Consider the following 17,694-nt stretch of genomic DNA (forward strand, 5'->3'; position numbering starts at 1 on the left):
CAATGCGCGATCAGTTGACCTCCACCATTTCCGCGTCGGCCTTGCGCACGCTCAGCTCATAGCCGCGTACGTTCAGCTCCATGGGATCGCCCAGCGGCGCGACCTTGCGCACATAGATCTGGACGCCCTTGGTGATGCCCATATCCATGATGCGGCGTTTGACCGGGCCGGCGCCGTTCAGGCGGGCGACGGTGACAGTCTCGCCGACCTTCGCGTCTTTCAGCGTTTTCATAGTTTGTTCCTCCTACTGCATCAAATCGCAATATACAAAACCGTCAGGGCAAGGGGCCCCGGCCGTTTTACCAAAACAGGGGCGGATCAGAACAGGATCCGGTTGGCCATGCCGCCGTCCAGGGCGATGCGGCCGTCTTTGACCTGCAGGATCAGGCTGCCGCCGATCGACTGGACCACCGTTACATTGCTGTCCACCACAAAGCCGAGTTCGGCCAGATGCTGGCGCACTTCGTCCCGGCCGGTGATCCGCCGGATGGTGACAGTCTGTCCCGGCCTTGCCATTGTCAGAGGCATCATATCGATACAGCTTCCTTTCATCGGCGCGCCGCCGCAGGCAGGGGACGGCGCGGTTCGTTCATACAAACTTCACAGTAGGTAGTTTACTCTTACTAACTTCGAAAGTCAATCGCTTTGACCAAAATTTGGTAAGTTTGTAAAAACTAACAATTTTCCTCCCCGGCCGGAACCGACTTTTTGGCGCTTTTGGCGCCTGAAACGGATGCACCAAAACAAAGGCGGGGATGGAACTTGGCTCCGCCCGAACGCAAAGCTCAGGCCGCCACGGCCAGACGCAGGATGGGGGTGCCGCTGTGGAACAGCCGCAGATAGACGGCGGTGCACTTGTTCAGCTGGGCAAACAGGCGGCGGGCTGCGTCGGGGTCGCCGTAGGCTTTCCAGCAGCCGCAGCAGGTGAAGTTCTGCCCGCGGTTGCGGATAAAGCCCACCACATCCTCCAGCGGGTAGCCCAGAAAGACCCCGATCTCGTGGGGGAAATCGCCGTCGCAGGCCAGCCGTCCCGCCAGCTGGGCCAGCAGCGGCTGGCAGGCATCGCCGGCCGCCTGCAAGGGCAGGGCGTAGCCTTCCTGCTGCAAAAACTGGCGCACCTCGGGCCGTCCCAGCACCGATTCCAGCCGGGCGGGCCGGTACAGGTAGATCAGGAACCAATGCCGGATGGGGCATTCCTTCAAAACCAGCAGGCGGATGCCCCGGCCGTTCAGCTGGGCGTTCCAGCCGGCAACGGTGGCATAGAGGGCCTGCCGGTCCCGGCATTCATGGCGGAACAGGTTGGCGGCCTTCAGCCCCGCCAGAACGGGGGAGCACTGCTCGATCATCACGGTCTCGAAGTTTCTCTCCATAAGGTCATACCTCGCACAAGTCAGAATGGGTCCCTATCCAGTATGCCTGGTAATGGGCCGGGTATACAAAATGGTAAGTTGAAGCTAACCTTGCGGGCTGAAAAGAAGGCAGGAAAGTCTGCCTCAAAGGTTAGCTATTGCTAACGAGTGTATCTTACCACATCCGGACCGCCTGTGTCAAGCACAAGATGACGCAGAGAAGCGAACATGACCTTTCCGTCACGCAAAAAAAGCCTCCCTTGCGTAGGCAAGAGAGGCTTGGTGGGGTGCCCAGAGGGACTCGAACCCTCGATCTCCAGATCCACAATCTGGCGCGTTAACCGACTACGCTATGGGCACCACAGCAATGCGCCCGAAGGGACTCGAACCCCCGGCCCACTGCTTAGAAGGCAGTTGCTCTATCCAGCTGAGCTACGGGCGCACGTCCTGATCCCATTGGGGTGATATTGTTGGGACAGCCGTTCGGCACAGGCTGCGAGAGATATAATAGCATAATCGGGCCGGTCTGTCAAGAAAAAACCGGAAAAAAGTGCGGGATTTTTTTCGCCGCCCCGCCGCACCGAAAAAAGATGCGTTCCAGCGCGGACCGCAGCCAAAAAAAGCCCCGCCCGGGCAATGTGTGCACACGGGCGGGGAACAAGGATCGTGCAGCCAAAACGGGACCGCTCAGCGGTCGATGGCGTCGATGATCTGATTCGCGATGTACTTGTGGCCTGCGGTGGTGGGGTGGCCGTCGTTGGCGGTGCGGGTGCGGGGGATGCCCACATAGGTGCAGCCGGTGTCCTCGGCCAGCTGGCGGACAAAGCGGTTGTAGCGGTTGAAGAAATGGCTCCAGGTCCACAGCAGGGGGACGGGGTTGTAGCAGCCCAGCAGGAGGATCTGGGCGTCGGGATTGATGGCCCGGATGGCCTCGATGATCTGGGGCAGGTAGGTCTCCACGTTCTCGTAGGCCTGGTTGCACACCTTGGAGGCGCCGGTGGTGAGGGCGTAGAACAGGTCGCTGGTCTCCTTGAAGGTCAGCCGCATCCCGAACAGCTGCTGGGCCATATTGACAAAGGTATCAAAGTCCATATCCCGGTAGCCGCCCGACACGATGGTGTTGGCCAGCTGCTCCGACTTCCAGTTGGTGGCCTCGCCGATGGACACCACAAAGGGCACCATGGCGTCGTTCATGCCGATCTGGATGCTGATGACGTCGGCCTCGCGGATGTAATCGGGGAAGGAGGGATAGACATAATAGGTGCCGGCGGGCTGATTGAACTCGGACATCTGACCGTCCCGCACCATCTCCAGCAGGTCTTTGGTCATCAGGGCGGGCAGGCCCAGGTCAAGGGCGTGCTGCCGGTCCAGCCCAAGGCCCTGGGCTACATAGGATACATAGCAGCTCTCGGGGTAGCCGGTAAAGTTGGGGCTGATGTCGTAGAAGATCTCGGCGGGGGTGTAGGAGAAATCATTCAGGCCCACGCCGGCCGCGATGCTGTCCCCGAGGGCTACATAGGTGAAGGAGTGCTGGTCCTGGGGGCCTTCAGCCGCGTCCTCGGCGGGGGTCTCGGGGATCAGCGTGACCTGGTCCTGGGCAGGGTCCTGGGGGGCGGTCTGGCCGTCCGCAGGCGCCTGTTCGGTCACATAGATGGCGGTGGGACCGTCGGCGCCGCCGATGACGGTGACCCCACTGTCCGCGGGATCTTCCGCGAAAGCGCCCAAAGGCGTGCAGGACACCACCAGTGCTGCCGCCAGCAAAAAGCTGAGAATGCGTTTTTTCATGACAGACTCCTTCTTGTCCATCGGCCCGCAGAGGCCCGGCCCGTGCGGGACACCCGCTGAAATGCGGACAAAATATGGACAAATGACGTATTTTTGGATGGTTACATTTATCAATCATAAAAGCCCCGGGGGCAAATGTCAACCCTTTGGGGGCATTTTCCAGAATTTGGACAAAAAAACAAGCCGCTTTCTTTACAAAAGAAAGCGGCTTGCGGATGCAGGGGAAAAGGGGCTTTAGTAGTCCTGGGGCGTGACCTGGTTTTCCAGCTCGATGTAGTCCACCTTGCCCACGGGGGTCAGGGGGAGCTTGTCGATGAACTTGTAGCCCACCGGCAGGACGTATTCGGGCAGCTCGTCGGCGCACATGGCCCGCAGCTCCCGGACGATCTGGCGCTTTTTCTTCTGGCAGTTGGGATTGAGCACCACATAGGCCAGGGGCAGGCGGCCCTGCACATGATCCTTGTCGGTGCAGCCCACCACCGAGCAGCCCGAGACGGCGGGGTGGGTGCTGATGACGTTTTCGATCATGGAGGGGAAGATCTTGAAGCCGTCGTGGCGGATGATCATCCGCTTGATGCGGCTGTCCAAAAAGACGTAGCCGTCCTGGTCCATGTAGCCGATGTCGCCGCTGTGGATCCACACCCGGCCGTCGGCATGGCGGCGCATGATGATGGCGGTCTCGTCGGGCTTGTCGTAATAGCCCTGCATCATGCTGGGGCCCGAGATGCAGATCTCGCCCCGCTGCCCGATGGGCAATTCGGTCTCGGTGCCCGGCTCAAAGATGGAGACCATGGTGCCGGGCAAAGGCAGGCCCACGCTGCCGGGCTTGTTGCGGGTACCGGCGGCGGCGGTGGCGGCCGAGCAGACCTCGGTCATGCCATAGCCCTTGGCCAGGGCGTAGCGGGCCCCGTGGCTGGACAAAAAGTCGTTGACCGTCTTTTCGGCGCCCAGGGAGATGGCGTCCCCGCCGCAGCAGAAATTGAGCACGAAGGACAGGTCTTTCTTTTTCATATGAGGGTCGGCGGCCAGCACCTGGTAGTGGGCGGGCACGCCGAACATATGGGCGGGCTTATATTTGAGCACCAGCTTGCCCAGCTCGGCGGGGTCGAGGTTGGGGACGATGACCACTGTGATGCCCAGAGACAGGGGCAGATGGATGCCGCAGGCATAACCGTAGGCAATGAAGGGGGGCATGATGTTCAGCAGCTTCTGCTGGCGCTGGAACACCACCTCATAGGCGGCGAACTGCTGGGCCAGGGCGTTGAAGGCGGCGTCCCCCAGCTGTACGCCCTTGGGGCTGCCGGTGGTGCCGCCGGTGTGCACGATGACGGCGGTATGGTCGGGGTCGTAGGGCTCGCTGGCTGTGCTGGCCCCCTGGCCCGCCGCCATGAACTGCTTCCAGGTGATGACATTGGAGGCGTAGCGGTTGCGGTCGGGGTTGGCGGCGGTGTAGGCCAGCTTCATGGCGCCCTTGAGGGACTCGGCCGGGGAGAACACCAGCACCTTTTCCACGTGGGTGCGGCGGACGGCCTGGTGGCACTTGTCATAGAACAGGTTCATGCAGATCAGCATCCGGGAATCCACCTCCCGGATGTATTCGTTGATGCCTTCGGGGCTGTAGCGGGGGTCCACCAGATTGAGGGTGGCGCCCACCATGTCGCAGGCATAGAACAGGTAGATCAGCTCGGGGGTCATGACGCTGACGGCGGTCAGGATGTCGCCCTTGGCCACCCCGGCAGCCCGCAGGGCGGCAGCGGTCTTTTTGACGTTGACGAACAGGGTGGCGTAGGTGATGTGATTGTTGTAGTACATAAGGGCGCACTCGGCCAGATGGCCCTTGTTCTGGCGGCAGATGTAGTCAAAGGCCGAGCAGTTGGGTGCGGGCATATCCCGGCATTTGGGGTCGTAGGAGGCAAGCCAGGGCATTGCCTTGGACGCATAGACCGGCTCTTGGGTGACAGGCATAAAGTTCCTCTTTCTTCCGTTTTATTTTGCGGGGTTTGCGCAGGGCGGCGGGCAAAAGGCCGCCAGAGGGCGCGTCGTTCACATTATACGGTGTGCAGGCGGGGAAAGTCAATACAAACCGGCTGTCCCCTGGCTGCATACAGGGGTCAGTATAGCAGAAATATTTGACGAAATAGTGAACGCTGCCTTGTATTCACTTTGATTTTACACAAATCATCCGAAGGCAAAAAAATCCCGGACACACGGCAGATGGGTGTCCGGGACAGGCAGACGGAAAGAGGCGTCCGGCTGTGAAGCGATGTCACAGGGGACGGGCCGCCAGCCAGCGCTCCGCTTCGCCGGCGTTGCACAGCACCCAGTGGTTGGGCCGCAGTTGCTGCCAGGAGGGCGGATCGGCGTCGTAGTGATGGATGGAGGGGTCGTAGACCTCCAGTTTCTTTTGGCGCTCCAGCCGGGGGCTGGGCATGGGGATGGCGGACAGAAGGCTGCGGGTATAGGGGTGCAGGGGATGGGCCACCAGTTCTTCGGCGGCGGCCAATTCCACGATATCCCCCTTGTGGATGACGGCGATGCGGTCCGAGATATAGCGCATCACCGACAGATCGTGGGCGATGAACAGGTAGGTGATGCCCCGCTGCTGCTGCAAATGCCGCAGCAGGTTGAGCACCTGGGCCCGGATGGACATATCCAGCGCCGAAATGGGCTCGTCGGCAATGATGAATTCGGGTTCCACGATCAGGGCCCGGGCGATGCCGATGCGCTGGCGCTGCCCGCCCGAGAACTCATGGGGGAACCGGGAGGCAAATTCGGGCAGCAGGCCCACCTCCATCAGGACCTGGCGCACCTTTTCCTCTCGCTGGGCGGCGGTGAGGTCGGGGCGGACGTTCATCAGCCCTTCCCCCACGATGTAGCTGACCTTGGCCCGCTCGTTGAGGGAGGACTGGGGGTCCTGAAAGATCATCTGGATCTCCTTGATGACCTGGCGGTCCAGCTCCTTACGGATGTGCCCGTTGATCTGCTGGCCCTTGTAGAGGATCTGGCCGCCCGATGTGGGCAGGATGCGCATGATGGCCCGGCCGATGGTGGTCTTGCCCGAGCCGCTCTCGCCCACCAGGCCAAAGGTCTCGCCCTTGTAGATCTCAAAGTTGGCGTGGGACACGGCCTTATACTTTTTGCGCCCGGAGCCGTAGGTGACCTCCAGGTCCTTGACCTGGAGAAGGATCTCTGGCTGTGCCATGGTTCAGATCCCCTCCTCTCGCAGGCGGCGGACCACGGCCGGCGGCTCGATTTTGGGAGCGCGGGGGTCCAGCAGCCAGGTCTTGGCTCTGTGGGTGGGAGAGACCTCAAAATAGGGGGGCTGGCGGACGAAATCGATCTTGAGGGCCTGGGGGTTGCGGGGAGCGAAGGCGTCCCCCTGGATCTGCGCAAAGAGGTTGGGGGGCGTGCCCTGGATGCTGAACAGGTCCTCCCCCTTGACCCCCATCTGGGGCATACTGGAAAGCAGGGCCCAGGTATAGGGATGGCGGGGGTCGTAGTAGATCTCGTCGGCGGTGCCGATCTCCACGATATCCCCGGCGTACATCACTGCCACCCGGTCGGCGATGTTGGCCACCACCCCCAGGTCATGGGTGATCAGGATGATGGTCAGGCGGTATTTGACCTGCATCTCCTTGAGCAACTGCAAAATCTGTGCCTGGATGGTGACATCCAGGGCGGTGGTGGGCTCGTCGCAGATCAGGATCTTGGGGGTGCAGGCCAGGGCGATGGCGATGACTACCCGCTGGCGCATCCCGCCCGAAAACTCGTGGGGATACTGCTTGAAACGCCGTTCCGGCTCGGGGATGCCCACATCCTGCAAGTATTGCAGGGCCTTGGCCCGGGCGGCCGGGCCTTTCAGGTGCTGGTGCAGGTGCACGGATTCCAGGATCTGCTGGCCGATGGTCTTGAGGGGGTTCAGGCTGGTCATGGGATCCTGCATGATCATGGCGATCTCGCGTCCCCGCACTGCCAGCCAGTCCTTTTCCTTTTTGAGACCGGACAGCCGGATGGGCCGGCCGGCGCCGTAGTAGTCGATGGTGCCCTGGGTGATGGAGCCGTTGGCGTCCAGCAGGCCCATAAAGGACTTGGTGAACACCGACTTGCCCGAGCCGCTCTCCCCCACGATGGCCAGCACCTCGCCGGGGAAGATATCCAGGTCGATGCCCCGGATGGCGTGGAGCACGCGGCCCCGCAGATTGAAGCAGATGTGTACGTCGCGGGCGGAGAGGATGGGTGTTGTGCTGTCCAAAAGCGCGCCGCCTCCTTTACTGCAAATGATTCTTGGGGTCGGCGGCGTCCGAGAAGGCGTTGCCGATCAGGTAAAAAGCGATGGTGACAAAGCTGAGGATGATGGTGGGGTAGAGCAGCTGGTAGCGCAGCCCGGCCTGCATCATCACCTGGCGGCCGTCGTTGATCAGGCTGCCGAGGCTGGGGGTCTCCACCGACAGGCCCAGGCCGATGTAGGTGACGAACACTTCGCTGCCAATGGCGGCAGGCACCGTCAGGGCCATCCGCAGCATGATCACCGACACCAGGTAGGGCAGCAGGTTGCGCACCACGATGCGGAAGGTGGGCGTGCCGATGCACCGGCTGGCGATGTTGTAATCCCGGTCCCGGATGATGAGGATCTGGTTGCGGATGAAGCGGGCCATGGCGATCCACCCGGTAAGGGACATACCCAGGATCAGGGTGGGCACGCTGGGGCTGGCCACATAGGAGATGAGGATCAGGATGATGGTGGAGGGAATGTTGTCACAGATGTTGTACAGCTCGGTGAAAAAGAGGTCCAGCTGGCGGACATAGCCCCACAGCACCCCCACCGAGATGCCCACCACCGCCTCGATCATGGCCACAAAAAAGGCGATGATCAGGCTGGTGCGGGTGCCCGCCCAGATGCGGGCCCACAAGTCCTGGCCGATGGAGTTGGAGCCCCAGATATAGCCGTCCACCCCGGGGGCCACGTTGCGGTACTGGATGCCGGTGGCGGGGTCCACCCGGCAGTAGTTGGGGTCGATCTGGCCGGGCAGGTGGGGCTGCAGGAAGGCGAAGCCCACCACCAGCACCAGCGCTACCAGCAGGGCTACCGCGAACCGGTTGCGCAAAAAAGAGCGCAGGGTACTGCCCCAGTAGCTGTAATTGGAATAGGCTGTGGCCTCGGCCTGCTCGGCGGTGAAGCCCGCAGGGGTGAACAGCTCCTCATCGGGCAGGGACGCCCAGGCGGCGGGCCCGTCCTGGACCTGCTGCTGCAGCGCGGATTCCAGCTGCCGGGATTTGGCGTTTTTCAAAAAGAACAGCATCAGCGTCCACCTTCTTTCTTGCCCAGGCTGATGCGCGGGTCGATCAGGACCATCAGCAGATCGCCCAGGATCAGGCCGATGATGCCCACGCAGGCGTACAGCAGTACGATGCCCTGTACCATGGTGTTGTCATGCCGCTGCACGCAGGTGACCAGCAGCCCTCCCATGCCGGGGATGCTGTACAGGCTTTCGATGTAGATGGAGCCCACCACCGTATTGAGGAAGGCGGAGGGGATGTACTGCACCAGGGGGACCATGGCGTTGCGGAAAATATGCCCCAGGGCGATGCGGTCTTCGCCGGCGCCCTTGGCCCGGGCCAGCATCACATAGTCCTTGTTGCTCTCGTCCACCATGTAGCGGCGCAGCCACATGGCATAAAAGGCGATGTTGCCCAGGCTCATGGAGAACACCGGCAACACCCAGTACCGCCAGTTGCTGGCCTGGAACAGCAGCCCCACATCCAAAGCGGTGGTGCCGTACATCTGGATGTAGAGGTAGTAGACCGCCGCAGGCACCGCCTGGATCAGGATGACCACCCCGGTGCCCAGCTTGTCGGGCAGGCGGTGTTTGAACCGGCCCATCACAAGGCCCAGGGGGATGCCCACGGCCAGGGACACCAGCATGGCCAGCACCCCCATCTGCACCGAGATGGGCAGCTTTTCCTGCAGGATGTCCACCACCGGCACGTTGACGCGGTAGATGTGGCTGACACCCAGATCCCCCCGGAACGCGTCGCGCCAGAAGCGCAAAATCTGCACCGGCAGCGGGTCCAGCAGGCCCATGGATTGCAGGCCGGCCTGGATCTGGGTCTGGGTCATCTTTTCGTAGTTGGCAAAGTAACCCTCCACCGGCATCAGCCGGAGCAGGCAGAACACCAGGGTCACAATGATGAACAGGGTCAGGATCGAATGGCCGATCCGTTTGGCGAGGTATTTTACCATATCCCTTGCGCCACTTCCTTTCGGTTTGATGGGACGTATCTGAAAGGTGCCTCCACAGTCCCGTCTGGCAGGGCCGGACGCATTTGGCTTTTCAGATACAAACGGGGGCCGGCCTCCGTGGTGCAAAGGCACGGCCCCCAATGGGCTCAGCGGGCGTCCCGGTTGGCCTCGTATTCGGCCATCGAGACATAGTGGTCCAGCACATGGATGCCCTTCAGCCGCTTGTTGGAAAAACCGGTGGAGGCGTACTGGCCCTCCCAGTAATTCAGGCGGGTGGCCAGGTAGGCCGGCACGCTCATGCCCATGGGAACGACCAGGGCGTTGCTGATCAGCAGCGCCTCGGCGTTGGCAAAGGCCTCGTAGCGGGCGTTGATGTCGCTGGTGATGGTCTTGGCCTGTTCCACCGCGGTCATATAGGCCATGATAGCATCGGCGGTCTCGCCGGTGACGATGCCGTCCTCCACAGCGGTGCGCAGGTAGGCATAGCGGCCGCCGTATTCGCCGGGGGCCTGGTAGAAGGGATCGGTCTCGGTCTCAGGGTCGGAGTAGTCGGCGCCCCAGTTGCACAGCTGGAAGCAGTACTTGCCTGCGCGGCGCACCGACGACAGGTAGTTGTCCGAGGGACCCTGGGTGATCTGGATGTCGATGAAGGAGGCCCCGTCGTTCAGCACGCTTTCCAGTTGCTGCTTGAGCACCTGGCACTGGCGGTCCCAGTCGTTGGTGGAGGGGTTGTAGGGCAGCTGCACCTTGACAGGGAAGGTGACCCCCGCCGCCGTCAGCTCCTCGATGGCGGCATCCCGGTACTCCTTGGCCTTGGCCTCGTCAAAGAAGGTGGAGAAGGAGGCCAGGTCGCCGCACTGGGTGTAGTCCACCCCGTCGTCGTTGGCACAGAAGGAGGGCGGAGTGACGGTGTTCAGCATATAGCCCTCATAACCCTCAGGGGCGGTGACCGCCAGGGTGACGGCGTTGTTGATGCCGTACAGGAAAGCCCTGCGGAAATTGGTGCTGTTGATGGCTTTGGCCCAGTTGTCCGGCTCATACTCGGCGTCCAGGCCCTCCACCGTCTGGCCAGAGAACTCGTGGCGGTAGGGCATGAAGTTGAACAGATAGAAATAGGTGTAGTTGGTGTTGGGCCGGTCCATGGACACCAGATCCTTTGTCTCGGGGTCGGCCAGCCAACTGTCCAGGATATCCGAACCGATGGTGGCTTCGTCGATCTCGCCGCGGCGGATCATCTCAGGGCCGTTCACCTCGGCCTCGGCGTTGTAAATGCGGCTGACCGTCTGGATGAACACGTTGTCGGCGTCGTAGTTCTCGGGGTTTTTGGTCATCACCCAGCTCTCCAGAGGGACATACTCGGACAGATAGAAAGCGCCGCAGCTGTATGTGGTCTCGGCGGAGGTGGCGAACTGGTCCCCCATCTCCTCCAGCAGCGGGCCATAGGCCGGCTCATAGGGCAGATAGACCAGCAGGCTGAGGAAGCCGGGGAAATCGTAGGTCAGGGTATAGGTGAGGGTGTGCTCATCCACCGCCTTGACCCCCACCTCGTCAAAGCTGACCGGCTGGAAGACCTGGGCCTCGGCGCCGGGGGCGGCCACCGTGACCGCGCCTGCGCCGTCCACCGTGTAGGTGGTGCCGTCATCGGCCACATAGCCCGCCTGGGCATTGGCCAGGTTGACCTGGTAATCGTAGTAGGCCTCCGCCCCTGCGATGTAGGAGGTGACCAGGCCCACATTGGCGGCGGCATAGGCGGGGGTCAGAAGGTAGCGCAAAGCGTCCACAAAGTCCTGCGCGGTGACCGGAGCCACCACCTGGCCGTTGCAGTCCACCCAGTTCTCGTCCCGCAGCTGGAAGGTCCAGGTCAGGGAAGCCTCGTCAAAGGTCCATTCGGTGGCCAGGCCCTCCCGCAGCGCGCCCTTGTTGTCGAACTCCAGCAGGGTGTCCACGCAGTTGGCGCCCACCTGCATCTCCACATCCGAGGAGGTGGTGAGGTAGTTGAGGGTGGAAGGCTGGCTGGAATAGAGGATGGTGTAGCTGGAGGTGTCCTGGCCGCCTGCAGCGGAGGAAGCACCCGAGGAGCCGGAGCCGCAGGCAGACAGCAGACCGGCGGCGCAGGCGGCCGCAGCCGTGACGCCGGAAGCGGTGAGGAACTGACGGCGGGTGATGGTATGACGCATGAAAAACTCCCCTTTACTTTATAAAGTTTGCGCCGGTGCAAAGGCGCGTTTTGAGTGGAAAACGAAAACGGAGCAACGGAAAAACGATCCGTCACTCCGTTGTAACAGTCCATCTGGCTTTCAAGCCAGCTTGCCTTGAAGTATAACATCGAACGGGGCTTGTGTCAATGCTTTAAGGTGGTAAAATCCTGAACAGCGGCCTCTCACAGCCCCTTTTGGGCCAGCCAGGCCTGGATGACCTGGCTGAACAGGTCGGGGTACTGGGCATCTTCGGCGGCAAAGGCGGCCAGATAGGCCTCCGCCTCGGCCCGGGTGGCGGGCGTGATGCGGCGGTAGATGGTGAAGCGGGTGCCGTTGCCCATATCGAACACCGTCTCGGGGACGAAGTAGGCGTCCTGGAGGGCCAGGAACTGGTCGTTCAGCTTGGCCGCCACGCTGCTGACCTCATAGCACCAGGGGAAGGGGTCGGCGGTGATGACATACTTTGCCTCAAACAGCTGGGTGGGGAAGGACTGGGTGCCCAGAATGCCAAAGCCGAAAGCCAGCTTGTCCTCCAAAGGCCGGTCGGGCAGGGAAGCGTTTTTGAAGGTGTCGGGACAGTAGGTCATGGAATGGGGGATCATGTAGGCGAATTCACCCGTAGCGCAGTGGCTGTCCACCCAGGCAGACAGGGCCTGGATCTGGGCCAGATCCTCCCGGTCATAGGTCAGGGTGTCCAGCTGCACGAACTGGGCGAACACCGGCAGCCGTCCCAGGGCGGTCACCAGGGGTTCGGGAAGAGTCACGGTGGTGAGGGGGGACAGCCGCGCCGACAGGCTGAACGCCAGGGTAAACAGCCACAGCCCGATCTTGAGGGGGGCGCGGCGGGCCAGGCTGTCGGCCAGAGGGGCGGCGCCCAGCAAAAACAGCAGGATGTACCCGGGGGCCAGCAGCAGAGTCTGGTGGCTGCCCATGTTCTGCACCCGGGTGAACAGGACCAGGCTGAGGGCCAGCGTCCCCAGCGCCTGGCCCGCCATGGCCCCGGCCCCGTGACGGAAAGCCCATACCGCGCCGGCCAGGGCCAGGGGCAGGTAGAGCGGCCCCAGCCGCCAGGCCTGGCTGTACAGCTCCAGCCCCAGGCCGCCCACATTGTAGGCGGCAAAGCGCTGGGCGTAGCTGTAAGAGATGAGGTGCTGGAGCACCGGCCAGAACAGCACGATGGCTGCGGCCACCGACCCGGCCCCAAAGGTGACCAGACCCCGGATGCGGTCGGCGGCCCGGCGGCCCTGCCGGTGACGGGCCAGGCCCGCCGCCCCTGCCGCCACCGTGACGGCATACACGGCGTAGTAGGCCAGGATGAAATAAAGATACCACCGCCGGGTGAGCATCAGGGCCATGGTGGCAAAGAACAGGCCCACCCACCGGGCGGGGTCGGGCGCGTCAAAGCGGTAATCCAGGGTCAGCACCAGGATGATCAGGGCGAACACCAGCCCCAGCCAGTCGGGCTGGCCCAGGGCCGCCGCCAGCCGCACAAAGGGCCAGCAGGCCGACAGGGTCAGCCCCATCAGGAAAAAGCCCTGCTGGTTTTGGACCTGCAGCATCTGCCCCGCTTTGCACACCACCGCGCCCAGGGCGGCCAGCAGGCTGGGCAGCACACTCACCGCCATGCTTTTGACGTAGCTGTCCCCGGTGTGGCCGGTCAGACAGAAGGGAAATTCGGTGAACAGGCAGATGAAACTGGTGTAATCCTGGGTGAAGGAGGACACCAGATGCCACAGCCCCTGCAAAGGCCCGGCGGCAAAGGCTGCCTCGGCGGTATATTGCAGCTGGAGATAGTTGCCGTAATCCCATATGTAGATAAAGGTGCGGCTGTCCACCGCCAGACACAGGCAGATGGCCAGCAGCAGGTATGCCCCCGCCAGGACCGTCCAGTGGAAGGTCTCGAACTGCACCCCCGCCCGGCGGCCGGCCGCCAGGGTCAGGGTGAACAGCAGCGCCCCGGCCCACAAACTGAGCAGGGGGAAGAAAGCCTCTGCGGCCAGCCCGGCGACAGCTGCGGCGCACAGCAGGGCCAGGGTCAGGGGAAACAGCAGTGCCTTGCGCAGGCGGCGTCGGGGCCGGGTCTCGGTGGTTGGCATGGGGCAGACTTCCTTTCGGCTTGGGATGTTGTAATACCAGTATACCAGACCGCTTGCGGGCTGTCCATCCCTTGGCTGCCGGGGACGGCCCTGGGAAACGGAGGGCGCAGTCCGGGGGGCTTGCCCTGGACCGGCTTCGGGTGTATACTTAATAGGTGTCCGGGCGCCGTGCATTGGGCCCGGCATCGATTCTGCAAGCTACAAGGAGGCCACCCTTTATGATGAAACTGTATGGAGCCCCCATCTGCTCCACCTGCCGCGAAGTCAAGCAGCTGCTGGACGACAAGGGCATCCCCTATGAATACATCGATATCACCGCCAGCACCAAGGACCTGCGTGCCTTTTTGGCCATGCGGGATTCCATGCCCATCTACGACGCCGTCAAGGCCGAGGGCCGCATCGGCATCCCCACCTTTGTGTGGGAGGACGGTTCGGTCACCCTGGACACCGACTGGCTGAGCGCCGGCGGCGCCTGCACCGACTGCTGACACCATAGAACAGGAGAGCAACATCCCTATGTCTGAGACCAAACCCACCACCCCCCGCGTCACCCTGGGCCAATACAAGGGCCTGGCCGTCACGCGGCACGTCCGCCCTGTGCTGGACCGCACCGTCCAGCAGGAAGTATCCCATCGCTGCCGGCTGCACGCGGCCTACCAGCCCACCCAAGCCCCCGCCAAGCGGGGGGACAAGGTCACGCTGGACTTTGAGGGCTTTCTGGACGGCCAGCCCATCCCCGACAGCAAGATGGAGAACGTCACCATCCTGCTGGGCACCGGCAAGCTGATGCCCGCCGCCGAAAAGGCGGTGTACGGTCATGCCGCCGGCGAGACCTTCCACTTCGACTTTACCTATCCCCAGGATTTCCGCGTGGAGGAACTGTCGGGGGTCACCGCCGATTTTGTCATCACCATCCATGCGGTGGCCCAGCGGCACATCCCCGAGGCCGACGAGGCTTTTGCCCGCAGCCGCGGCTTTGACTCGATGGAGGCCATGAAGGACCACATCCGCGCCGAAAAGCAGGCCAGCCACGAGGCTGCCGCCGACCGCAAGGCCGGCCAGGACCTGCTGGAGATGGCAGGGGCCAACCTGACGGTGGACCTGCCCCGCCAGGCCCTGGAAAAGGAGGCCGGCCGGGAATACCAGCAGCTGGAGGCCCGGCTGAAAAAGAGCAGCATGACCCTGGAAGCCTACTGCAGATCCTGCCGCACCACCCCCGAAGAGCTGAAAGAAAGCTTCCGCAAGATAGCCGAAAAGCGGATGCGCAGCGTGCTGGCCGCCAAAGCCATCTCGGAGGCGGAGGGGATCACCGTTGCCAAGCGGGAAGTAGAGGCGGAGTACCGCCGGCTGGCCGCCCGGCACAACACCCCCGAGGAGGAGATCCGCAAGACTCTGCCGCCCGACGTCATCGCGGCCGCCCTCATCAGCCAGAAAGTGCAGCGGTTCCTGCTGGAACAGGCTGTGGTCACCTCGGTGGTGGACCCCATCCCCGGAGACGACCGGCAGACCCCCAAAGAAGGTGAATGACCTATGGGCTTTTTTACAAAAGCGGCCATGAATGCCCTGATGAACAACACCCACCCCGAGATCGAGCGGTCCCAGTGCTGGAACCTGCACCCCCACCGGGAGCAGTGCACCCTGTGCAAGGATATCTGCCCCTATGGGGAGGATATCTTCAGCCGGCCCAACCTGGTCAAGAGCTGGGATCCCTGCTCCGACTGCGGGCTGTGCGTATCGGTCTGCAAGACCCGCTGCATCACCCCGTCGGAGGAGCAGGTGCAGCGGGACCTGTCCGCCGCCGGCGCCGACGCCGACACCATCTGGATCGGCTGCGAGCGCAGCGCCCGCCACAACGATCTGGTGCGCCCCTGCGTGGGCGCTTTGTGCTGGGAGGCGCTGGCCTATCTGGCCCTGCACAAAAAACTGGTGCTGGACCTGACCCCCTGCGGCGAATGCGAGAACGACCGGTGCGCAAAGCTGCTGCGGGACAACCTGACCCGCCTGGTGGAGTTTTTGGGCCAGCCCCTCTTTGAGGCCCGCATCACCCTGGCCTATCAGCCCGATGAGGCCCCCTATCAGGCCAAGGAGCTGTCCCGCCGGGAGATGTTCGCCCATGTGGGGGATTCCTCCAAGAACGGCACCAAGTACCTGCTGCGGCAGCTGCCCATCCTGCAGGAGGAGGAACATCAGATCCAGCCCTTCCGCTACGCGCTGCACCAGCGGGTCAAGCAGCTCAAGACCGCCACCCAGACGCCCTTCCACTACGGGGTGTATCTGCCCGCTTTCACGTCCAAGTGCTTTGGCTGCGGACGGTGTGTAAAGAACTGCCGTTCGGGCGCCATCCGTCTGGAGGATCTGGAGGGCGGCCAGAGCCGGGTGGTCATCACCCCCTGGAAGTGCTCCGAGTGCGGGATGTGCGTTTCCAGCTGCAACCACCACGCCATCGACGGCCTGAAGCTGCGCCCCCTGACCAGCCTGGGTCCGGTCAGCGTGCTGCGGTTCCAAAAGCAGCTGTGCAGCGAGTGCGGCAAACCCATCCCCCCCGACAGCGCCGACGGCGTGTGCGGCGTGTGCCGGGTCAAGATCCGCACCAAAAAGCGCCAGGAGGCCGCTGCCGCCCGTGCCAAGGCCCGCGCCGCTGAGCGCGCTGCCCAGCGGGCAGCCCAGGCGGCCCAGGCCGCCGCAGAGGAGGCAGCCCCCACCGCCGCCCCTGCCGACCCTACCCCCGGCGCCTGACCCATCGCAGATAAAAGCCCCCGCCGCCCTCTTGGAGGGAGACGGGGGCGTTTTGCTTTACAGGGGGCGGGGAGCGCCCACGATCTGGTACAGCCCGGCGCCGGCCCAGTGCTCGAAATAGCCTTTCAGCTCAAAATTGCGGTCCCACTTGTCCTGGGGATAGCTGCCATAGCGGCGGCGTACGTCCTCCATCCGGGCGGCCATGTCCACCGGGCCGTCGGTGCCCGCGATGGAGTCGCACAGTTGGATCAGACGGTCGTAGTCGTCGTACACCGCCGCTTTTAGGGCCTGCTCCAGCTCGTTCAGCGCCTGGGGAGGGATGTCCCGGCGGCCGATGTAGGCGTCCATCCGCTGGATCTGGAAGGAGTGGGTCAGGCAGATGCGGGCCGCATCGTCATAGCCCAGCTGCATCATATACTGCCAGCCGTAGTAGACATGGCGCAGGTGCCCGTCGCCCCAGCGTCGGCCGATGTCGTGCAGCAGGCCCAGCACATAGGCTTTGTCGGGGTCCAGGCCGGGGCACCGGGCTGCAATGGCGCGGGCGCAGCGGGCGGCGGTGCGGCAATGGTCGTCCCAGCGGCCGTGGGTCTGGCTGACAAGGTCGTACTGCTGCCTGGCCTCGGCCAGCAGAGCCTCGGCTTTCTCTTGAGTGGGATACATAAGCGCTCCTTTCCCGGCCCTTACACAGAGGCCGGTTTGTAAGTGGACAGACTCCCGCGGCTGGGATAGAATGGGAACAGAGCAGACCGGCCGTCTCACCCGTCCTCTTTCTGGTACAGCAGGCCGGCGGCGGCCAAAGCGTCCCGGATGCGCTCGAAGGCTTCGGCGTCCGGGCAGCGGATGGTATGCAGGTGCACCCCGCCGGTCAGCCGGCTGAGCAGGGCGTCGGGGGCTGCGGCGGCCTGGCGCAGAAAGGCGTCGGCGTCGTAGCGGCTGGCGACGTTCAGATTGCCCCGCAGCTCGCCGTACAGGGCATTCTCGACGATCACATCCACCACCGTGCCTCCCAGATCCACCACGGTGTACAGCTCCTGCAGCAGCTGCTGGGGGGTGCTGTGGGCGCAGGCCAGCAGCCCGGTGTAGCCGGGGGTGGCTTCCCGCCGCAGCAGATAACCCCGGGGCGTGGCGTCGATCTGGGCCCCTGCGGCCCGCAGCAGGGCCACGTCCCCCACCACGATCTGCCGGGACACCCCCAGCTGGCCGGCCAGCGCGCTGGCGCTGAGGGGCTGGGGACTGGCCGCCAGCTTTTCCAGGATGGCCTGGCGGCGGTCGGCTGTGTGCATGGCGCG

General features: G+C 63.4%; 16 protein-coding genes and 2 tRNA genes. 3 read left to right on the forward strand and 15 right to left on the reverse strand.

The window, feature by feature from the left end:
• Positions 1-10: 10 nt before the first annotated feature.
• The 13 genes from B5G12_RS04135 to B5G12_RS04195 all read right to left on the reverse strand — a co-directional run bounded on the left by B5G12_RS04135 (position 11) and on the right by B5G12_RS04195 (position 13,669).
• Positions 11-232, reverse strand: coding sequence for a FeoA family protein (locus B5G12_RS04135; RefSeq protein ID WP_087230643.1), 222 nt, complete (start codon positions 230-232; stop codon positions 11-13).
• Between the two features lie 86 nt (positions 233-318).
• Positions 319-531 (reverse strand): FeoA family protein, encoded by a 213-nt coding sequence (locus B5G12_RS04140; protein WP_087230641.1) that lies wholly within the window; start codon positions 529-531, stop codon positions 319-321.
• Between the two features lie 254 nt (positions 532-785).
• Positions 786-1,370 (reverse strand): DUF3793 family protein, encoded by a 585-nt coding sequence (locus tag B5G12_RS04145; protein WP_087324002.1) that lies wholly within the window; start codon positions 1,368-1,370, stop codon positions 786-788.
• A gap of 262 nt (positions 1,371-1,632) precedes the next feature.
• Positions 1,633-1,709, reverse strand: a tRNA-His gene (locus tag B5G12_RS04150).
• Positions 1,710-1,717: 8 nt separating this feature from the next.
• Positions 1,718-1,791, reverse strand: a tRNA-Arg gene (locus B5G12_RS04155).
• 245 nt (positions 1,792-2,036) lie between these two features.
• Positions 2,037-3,134 (reverse strand): SGNH/GDSL hydrolase family protein, encoded by a 1,098-nt coding sequence (locus tag B5G12_RS04160; protein WP_158099676.1) that lies wholly within the window; start codon positions 3,132-3,134, stop codon positions 2,037-2,039.
• 234 nt (positions 3,135-3,368) lie between these two features.
• Positions 3,369-5,099 carry a class I adenylate-forming enzyme family protein gene (locus B5G12_RS04165; protein WP_087324006.1) on the reverse strand — a complete coding sequence of 577 codons (1,731 nt, stop codon included), beginning with the start codon at positions 5,097-5,099 and terminating at the stop codon, positions 3,369-3,371.
• A 301-nt stretch (positions 5,100-5,400) separates the two neighbouring features.
• A complete protein-coding gene (locus tag B5G12_RS04170; RefSeq protein WP_087230629.1) occupies positions 5,401-6,336 on the reverse strand; it encodes an ATP-binding cassette domain-containing protein in 936 nt (311 codons plus the stop codon).
• A 3-nt stretch (positions 6,337-6,339) separates the two neighbouring features.
• Positions 6,340-7,386 (reverse strand): ABC transporter ATP-binding protein, encoded by a 1,047-nt coding sequence (locus tag B5G12_RS04175; protein WP_087324008.1) that lies wholly within the window; start codon positions 7,384-7,386, stop codon positions 6,340-6,342.
• 16 nt (positions 7,387-7,402) lie between these two features.
• A complete protein-coding gene (locus B5G12_RS04180) occupies positions 7,403-8,434 on the reverse strand; it encodes an ABC transporter permease (protein WP_087324009.1) in 1,032 nt (343 codons plus the stop codon).
• Positions 8,434-9,375 carry an ABC transporter permease gene (locus B5G12_RS04185; RefSeq protein ID WP_087229954.1) on the reverse strand — a complete coding sequence of 314 codons (942 nt, stop codon included), beginning with the start codon at positions 9,373-9,375 and terminating at the stop codon, positions 8,434-8,436. The genes B5G12_RS04180 and B5G12_RS04185 overlap by 1 nt, the downstream gene beginning before the upstream one ends.
• A gap of 146 nt (positions 9,376-9,521) precedes the next feature.
• The gene (locus B5G12_RS04190; protein ID WP_087324010.1) at positions 9,522-11,552 is read right to left on the reverse strand and encodes an ABC transporter substrate-binding protein; all 2,031 of its coding nucleotides are present in this window, start codon (positions 11,550-11,552) and stop codon (positions 9,522-9,524) included.
• A 203-nt stretch (positions 11,553-11,755) separates the two neighbouring features.
• On the reverse strand, positions 11,756-13,669 hold the full coding sequence (locus tag B5G12_RS04195) for a hypothetical protein (protein WP_087324011.1): 1,914 nt from the start codon (positions 13,667-13,669) through the stop codon (positions 11,756-11,758).
• A 218-nt stretch (positions 13,670-13,887) separates the two neighbouring features.
• Here B5G12_RS04195 and B5G12_RS04200 point away from each other — a divergent pair, with 218 nt between their 5' ends.
• From B5G12_RS04200 to B5G12_RS15075, 3 genes are read left to right on the forward strand one after another with little or no spacing between them, the layout of a single operon-like run.
• Complete coding sequence (locus B5G12_RS04200) at positions 13,888-14,157, forward strand: glutaredoxin domain-containing protein (RefSeq protein ID WP_087229946.1); 270 nt, start codon at positions 13,888-13,890, stop codon at positions 14,155-14,157.
• A 4-nt stretch (positions 14,158-14,161) separates the two neighbouring features.
• Positions 14,162-15,196: a trigger factor gene (gene tig / locus B5G12_RS04205; protein WP_255396629.1), complete on the forward strand. Its 1,035-nt coding sequence runs from the start codon at positions 14,162-14,164 to the stop codon at positions 15,194-15,196.
• A gap of 3 nt (positions 15,197-15,199) precedes the next feature.
• The gene (locus tag B5G12_RS15075) at positions 15,200-16,405 is read left to right on the forward strand and encodes a 4Fe-4S dicluster domain-containing protein (RefSeq protein WP_087324012.1); all 1,206 of its coding nucleotides are present in this window, start codon (positions 15,200-15,202) and stop codon (positions 16,403-16,405) included.
• A 57-nt stretch (positions 16,406-16,462) separates the two neighbouring features.
• Here B5G12_RS15075 and B5G12_RS04215 read toward each other — a convergent pair whose 3' ends face one another.
• Together B5G12_RS04215 and B5G12_RS04220 are read right to left on the reverse strand one after the other, a co-directional pair.
• Entirely contained in the window at positions 16,463-17,065 is a 603-nt protein-coding gene (locus tag B5G12_RS04215) for an HD domain-containing protein (protein ID WP_087229936.1), read from the reverse strand.
• A gap of 95 nt (positions 17,066-17,160) precedes the next feature.
• A complete protein-coding gene (locus B5G12_RS04220) occupies positions 17,161-17,688 on the reverse strand; it encodes a transcription repressor NadR (protein ID WP_087324013.1) in 528 nt (175 codons plus the stop codon).
• Positions 17,689-17,694: the final 6 nt, after the last annotated feature.

Source organism: Faecalibacterium sp. An58, from assembly GCF_002161515.1.
Classification (GTDB): Bacteria; Bacillota; Clostridia; order Oscillospirales; family Ruminococcaceae; genus Faecalibacterium; species Faecalibacterium avium.